This window comes from Shigella sp. FJ200513, from assembly GCF_040495915.1.
GTDB lineage: Bacteria > Pseudomonadota > Gammaproteobacteria > Enterobacterales > Enterobacteriaceae > ECMA0423.
In genome coordinates, this window is the sequence record NZ_JBDYCV010000162.1 from 1 (window position 1) to 5,553 (window position 5,553).

General features: G+C 52.4%; 5 protein-coding genes and 2 pseudogenes. 5 read left to right on the top strand and 2 right to left on the bottom strand.

The window, feature by feature from the left end; all coding sequences use genetic code 11:
• Window positions 1–72: 72 nt before the first annotated feature.
• The 4 genes and pseudogenes from tauA to tauD all read left to right on the top strand — a co-directional run.
• A pseudogene (gene tauA, locus ABZJ92_RS20265) lies at window positions 73–1,023 on the top strand (taurine ABC transporter substrate-binding protein); the annotation flags it as partial.
• 12 nt (window positions 1,024–1,035) lie between these two features.
• Window positions 1,036–1,803: a taurine ABC transporter ATP-binding subunit gene (gene tauB, locus ABZJ92_RS20270; RefSeq protein WP_000939367.1), complete on the top strand. Its 768-nt coding sequence runs from the start codon at window positions 1,036–1,038 to the stop codon at window positions 1,801–1,803.
• Window positions 1,800–2,627 carry a taurine ABC transporter permease TauC gene (gene tauC, locus ABZJ92_RS20275; RefSeq protein ID WP_000114607.1) on the top strand — a complete coding sequence of 276 codons (828 nt, stop codon included), beginning with the start codon at window positions 1,800–1,802 and terminating at the stop codon, window positions 2,625–2,627. The genes tauB and tauC overlap by 4 nt, the downstream gene beginning before the upstream one ends.
• Window positions 2,624–3,475, top strand: coding sequence for a taurine dioxygenase (gene tauD, locus ABZJ92_RS20280; protein WP_000004031.1), 852 nt, complete (start codon window positions 2,624–2,626; stop codon window positions 3,473–3,475). The genes tauC and tauD overlap by 4 nt, the downstream gene beginning before the upstream one ends.
• Window positions 3,476–3,580: 105 nt before the next feature.
• On the opposite strand, the gene hemB is transcribed toward tauD, so the two are convergent.
• On the bottom strand, window positions 3,581–4,555 hold the full coding sequence (gene hemB / locus ABZJ92_RS20285) for a porphobilinogen synthase (protein WP_001295337.1): 975 nt from the start codon (window positions 4,553–4,555) through the stop codon (window positions 3,581–3,583).
• A gap of 523 nt (window positions 4,556–5,078) precedes the next feature.
• Here hemB and ABZJ92_RS20290 point away from each other — a divergent pair.
• Window positions 5,079–5,447 (top strand): annotated as a pseudogene (locus ABZJ92_RS20290) (autotransporter outer membrane beta-barrel domain-containing protein); the annotation flags it as partial.
• Between the two features lie 47 nt (window positions 5,448–5,494).
• On the opposite strand, the gene ABZJ92_RS20295 reads toward ABZJ92_RS20290, so the two are convergent.
• On the bottom strand, window positions 5,495–5,551 hold the full coding sequence (locus tag ABZJ92_RS20295; protein ID WP_003032489.1) for an IS1 family transposase: 57 nt from the start codon (window positions 5,549–5,551) through the stop codon (window positions 5,495–5,497).
• Between the last annotated feature and the right edge of the window lie 2 nt (window positions 5,552–5,553).

The following is a 5,553-nucleotide window of genomic DNA, read 5'->3' on the forward strand; positions in this document are numbered from 1 at the left end:
CATAACTTATTGAATCCCATCAAATCCCGTCTTTTTTTACCCATTCCCGGTTATCTTGAATAAATTACCTAGTCATATAACACACTTCTTGCCGCACTGGCATTCATCGCTTTTCAGGCACAGGCGGTGAACGTCACCGTGGCGTATCAAACCTCAGCCGAACCGGCGAAAGTGGCTCAGGCCGACAACACCTTTGCTAAAGAGAGCGGGGCGAGCGTGGACTGGCGTAAGTTTGACAGCGGAGCCAGCATCGTGCGGGCGCTGGCTTCTGGCGACGTGCAAATCGGCAACCTCGGTTCCAGCCCATTAGCGGTTGCAGCCAGCCAACAGGTGCCGATTGAAGTCTTCTTGCTGGCGTCAAAACTGGGTAACTCCGAAGCGCTGGTGGTAAAGAAAACTATCAGCAAACCCGAAGATTTGATTGGTAAACGCATTGCCGTACCGTTTATCTCCACCACCCACTACAGCCTGCTGGCGGCGCTGAAACACTGGGGGATTAAACCAGGGCTAGTGGAGATTGTGAACCTGCAGCCGCCCGCGATTATCGCCGCATGGCAGCGGGGTGATATTGATGGTGCTTATGTCTGGGCACCGGCGGTTAACGCCCTGGAAAAAGACGGCAAGGTGCTGACCGATTCTGAACAGGTCGGGCAGTGGGGTGCGCCAACGCTGGACGTCTGGGTGGTGCGCAAAGATTTTGCCGAGAAACATCCTGAGGTCGTGAAAGCGTTCGCCAAAAGCGCCATCGATGCACAGCAACCGTACATTGCTAACCCTGACGCGTGGCTGAAACAGCCGGAAAACATCAGCAAACTGGCGCGTTTAAGCGGCGTGCCTGAAGGTGACGTTCCGGGGCTGGTGAAGGGAAATACCTATCTGACGCCGCAGCAACAAACGGCAGAACTGACCGGACCGGTGAACAAAGCAATCATCGACACCGCGCAGTTTTTGAAAGAGCAGGGCAAGGTCCCGGCTGTAGCGAATGATTACAGCCAGTACGTTACCTCGCGCTTCGTGCAATAAAAGGAGGCGCAGATGCTGCAAATCTCTCATCTCTATGCCGATTATGGCGGCAAACCGGCACTGGAAGATATCAACCTGACGCTGGAAAGCGGCGAGCTACTGGTGGTGCTGGGGCCGTCCGGCTGCGGTAAAACCACCCTGCTGAATCTGATTGCCGGTTTTGTGCCTTATCAGCATGGCAGCATTCAACTGGCGGGTAAGCGTATTGAGGGACCGGGAGCAGAGCGTGGCGTAGTTTTTCAGAATGAAGGGCTGCTACCGTGGCGCAATGTACAGGACAACGTGGCGTTCGGCCTGCAATTGGCAGGTATAGAGAAAATGCAGCGACTGGAAATCGCGCACCAGATGCTGAAAAAAGTGGGGCTGGAAGGCGCAGAAAAACGCTATATCTGGCAGCTTTCCGATGGTCAACGTCAGCGGGTGGGGATTGCCCGCGCGCTGGCGGCGAATCCCCAGCTGTTATTACTCGACGAACCGTTTGGTGCGCTGGACGCCTTCACCCGCGACCAGATGCAAACTCTGCTGCTGAAACTCTGGCAGGAGACGGGCAAGCAGGTGCTGTTGATTACCCACGATATAGAAGAAGCGGTGTTTATGGCGACTGAACTGGTTCTGCTTTCATCCGGCCCTGGCCGTGTGCTGGAGCGGCTGCGGCTCAACTTTGCTCGCCGCTTTGTTGCGGGAGAGTCGAGCCGCAGCATCAAGTCCGATCCACAATTCATCGCCATGCGCGAATATGTTTTAAGCCGCGTATTTGAGCAACGGGAGGCGTTCTCATGAGTGTGCTCATTAATGAAAAACTGCATTCGCGGCGGCTGAAATGGCGCTGGCCGCTCTCGCGTCAGGTGACCTTAAGCATTGGCACGTTAGCGGTTTTACTCACTGTATGGTGGACGGTGGCGGCGCTGCAACTGATTAGCCCGCTGTTTTTGCCGCCGCCGCAACAAGTACTGGCAAAACTGCTCACCATTGCCGGACCGCAGGGATTTATGGACGCCACGCTGTGGCAGCATCTGGCAGCCAGCCTGACGCGCATTGTGCTGGCGCTACTCGCGGCGGTGGTGATCGGTATTCCGGTCGGGATCGCCATGGGGCTAAGCCCGACGGTGCGCGGCATTCTGGATCCGGTAATCGAACTTTATCGTCCGGTGCCACCGCTGGCTTATTTGCCGCTGATGGTGATCTGGTTTGGTATTGGTGAAACCTCGAAGATCTTACTGATCTATTTAGCGATTTTTGCGCCGGTGGCGATGTCGGCGCTGGCAGGGGTGAAAAGCGCGCAGCAGGTTCGCATTCGTGCCGCCCAGTCGCTGGGTGCCAGCCGTGCGCAGGTGCTGTGGTTTGTCATTTTGCCCGGCGCGCTGCCGGAAATCCTCACCGGATTACGCATTGGTCTGGGTGTGGGCTGGTCTACGCTGGTAGCGGCGGAGCTGATTGCCGCGACACGCGGTTTAGGATTTATGGTTCAGTCAGCGGGTGAATTTCTCGCGACTGACGTGGTACTGGCGGGGATCGCGGTGATTGCGATTATCGCCTTTCTTTTAGAACTGGGTCTGCGCGCGTTACAGCGCCGTCTGACGCCCTGGCATGGAGAAGTACAATGAGTGAACGTCTGAGCATTACCCCGCTGGGGCCGTATATCGGCGCACAAATTTCGGGTGCCGACCTGACGCGCCCGTTAAGCGATAATCAGTTTGAACAGCTTTACCATGCGGTGCTGCGCCATCAGGTGGTATTTCTGCGCGATCAAGCTATTACGCCGCAGCAGCAACGCGCGCTGGCCCAGCGTTTTGGCGAACTGCATATTCACCCTGTTTACCCTCATGCCGAAGGGGTTGACGAGATCATCGTGCTGGATACCCATAACGATAATCCGCCGGATAACGACAACTGGCATACCGATGTGACATTTATTGAAACGCCACCCGCAGGGGCGATTCTGGCAGCTAAAGAGTTACCTTCGACCGGCGGTGATACGCTCTGGACCAGCGGTATTGCGGCCTATGAGGCGCTCTCTGTTCCCTTCCGCCAGCTGCTGAGCTGGCTGCGTGCGGAGCATGATTTCCGTAAATCATTCCCGGAATACAAATACCGCAAAACCGAGGAGGAACATCAACGCTGGCGCGAGGCGGTCGCGAAAAATCCTCCGTTGCTACATCCGGTGGTGCGAACGCATCCGGTGAGCGGTAAACAGGCGCTGTTTGTGAATGAAGGCTTTACTACGCGAATTGTCGATGTCAGCGAGAAAGAGAGCGAAGCCTTGTTAGGCTTTTTATTCGCCCATATCACTAAACCGGAGTTTCAGGTGCGTTGGCGCTGGCAACCGAATGATATTGCGATTTGGGATAACCGCGTGACTCAGCACTATGCCAATGCCGATTACCTGCCACAGCGGCGGATTATGCATCGGGCGACGATCCTTGGGGATAAACCGTTTTATCGGGCGGGGTGATACGAGTGCGGACGGTTCCCTCGCCCCCTTGGGGAGAGGGTTAGGGTGAGGGGGCGTTCACTGTACTTTCAACAGGTTAACTCCCCCTTTCTGAGAGGAAAAAAATTAACGCAGAATCTTCTTCTCAGCCAAATCCAGCGCAAAGTAGCTGAAAATCAGATCCGCACCCGCACGCTTAATTGAACCTAAGCTTTCGAGCACGACTTTCTCTTCATCTATAGCACCCGCCAGCGCGGCGAACTTAATCATCGCGTACTCACCGCTCACCTGATACGCGCCAATCGGCAATTCAGTACGTTCACGCAGCTCACGCACGATGTCGAGGTACGCTCCAGCAGGTTTAACCATCAGGCAGTCTGCGCCCTGGGCTTCATCCAGCAGTGACTCACGAATCGCCTCGCGACGGTTCATTGGGTTCATCTGATAGCTTTTGCGGTCGCCTTTTAATGCGCTTCCTGCAGCTTCACGGAACGGGCCATAAAAGGAAGAGGCGAACTTGGTCGAATACGACATAATCGCCGTATCTTTAAAGCCTGCAGCGTCCAGCGCCTGACGAATCGCCTGTACCTGGCCGTCCATCGCGGCGGAAGGGGCGATGAAGTCTGCGCCTGCAGCAGCTGCAACCACGGCTTGCTTGCCTAAATTTTCCAGAGTCGCGTCGTTGTCGACGCCATGCTCGCACAGCACACCGCAGTGACCGTGAGAAGTGTATTCACAGAAACAAGTGTCTGACATGACGATCATTTCTGGCACAGTCTGCTTGCAGATGCGCGACATACGCGCCACCAGTCCATCTTCCCGCCAGGCGTCGCTGCCGGTTTCATCGGTATGGTGAGAGATGCCAAAAGTCATTACGGAACGGATACCGGCGTTGGCGATGCGTTCAATTTCGCGTGCCAGATGTTTCTCTGGAATGCGCATCACGCCTGGCATGGCTTCAACGGCTTTGTAGTCGTCAATTTCTTCTTCAACAAAGATCGGCAACACCAGGTCGTTAAGGCTAAGTGTTGTCTCTTCAAACATAGCGCGCAGCGCAGGAGATTTGCGCAGGCGACGAGGGCGTTGGATTAAGTCTGTCATGGTCTGCCTGATGTTTGTGGAATTAAGGTGCACAGTATACCTGAAGCGGGGCAGGAGTGTTTTACGAAAGTTGTCGCGATGTTGACAAGAAGAGAATGAAAGAGAGACCAGGACATCTTTGTAATAGAAATAGCAATAATTTCATATTCACTGAAAATATTTTTAATCTTTATTTATAGCTCTTGGTTATTATTTTTTGGCGTTTGGTTGTGCTGCTATAAATTGAATAATTCAAACTTTGTTGTATATTGATAAGATATTTATCTGGTTTGTATTTTTGATATTTATAACGCGTATACATCAAAAATAACATTATCTGCAACATACTGAAATATCGTCCTTTTATCAATTTGATGCGTGTTTTTCTCCATAAATTATATATGTCCACATTCGGACTTAGGGGAAAGAATAATTGAACCATTCGTCTGTAACGCAGCATAATCGTTAGCGCGAAACATAATATGTTTTCTATGCATTGATAATTGATGGATCAACTTATTACGTCCCTGAGGAGGGATGACAAATGCACTCCTGGAAAAAGAAACTTGTAGTATCACAATTAGCATTGGCTTGCACTCTGGCTATCACCTCTCAGGCTAATGCAGCGACCAACGATATTTCTGGTCAAACTTACAATACTTTCCATCACTACAACGACGCCACCTATGCTGATGACGTTTACTATGATGGTTATGTAGGCTGGAACAACTATGCCGCTGATAGCTATTACAACGGCGATATCTACCCGGTCATTAATAACGCTACCGTTAACGGCGTGATTTCTACCTACTATCTGGACGACGGTATTTCTACCAATACCAACGCCAATAGTCTGACAATCAAAAACAGCACTATTCACGGTATGATTTATTCCGAGTGCATGACAACTGATTAGACTGGCCCCCTGAATCTCCAGACAACCAGGGTAATGACTCCAACTTACTGATAGTGTTTTATGTTCAGATAATGCCCGATGACCTTGTCATGCAGCTCCACCG

Bases quoted from the DNA above. Each gene is read 5' to 3' on its own strand.
- tauD (WP_000004031.1), top strand. From the start codon at position 2,624: ATGAGTGAACGTCTGAGCATTACCCCGCTGGGGCCGTATATCGGCGCA.
- hemB (WP_001295337.1), bottom strand. From the start codon at position 4,555: ATGACAGACTTAATCCAACGCCCTCGTCGCCTGCGCAAATCTCCTGCG.
- tauB (WP_000939367.1), top strand. From the start codon at position 1,036: ATGCTGCAAATCTCTCATCTCTATGCCGATTATGGCGGCAAACCGGCA.
- tauC (WP_000114607.1), top strand. From the start codon at position 1,800: ATGAGTGTGCTCATTAATGAAAAACTGCATTCGCGGCGGCTGAAATGG.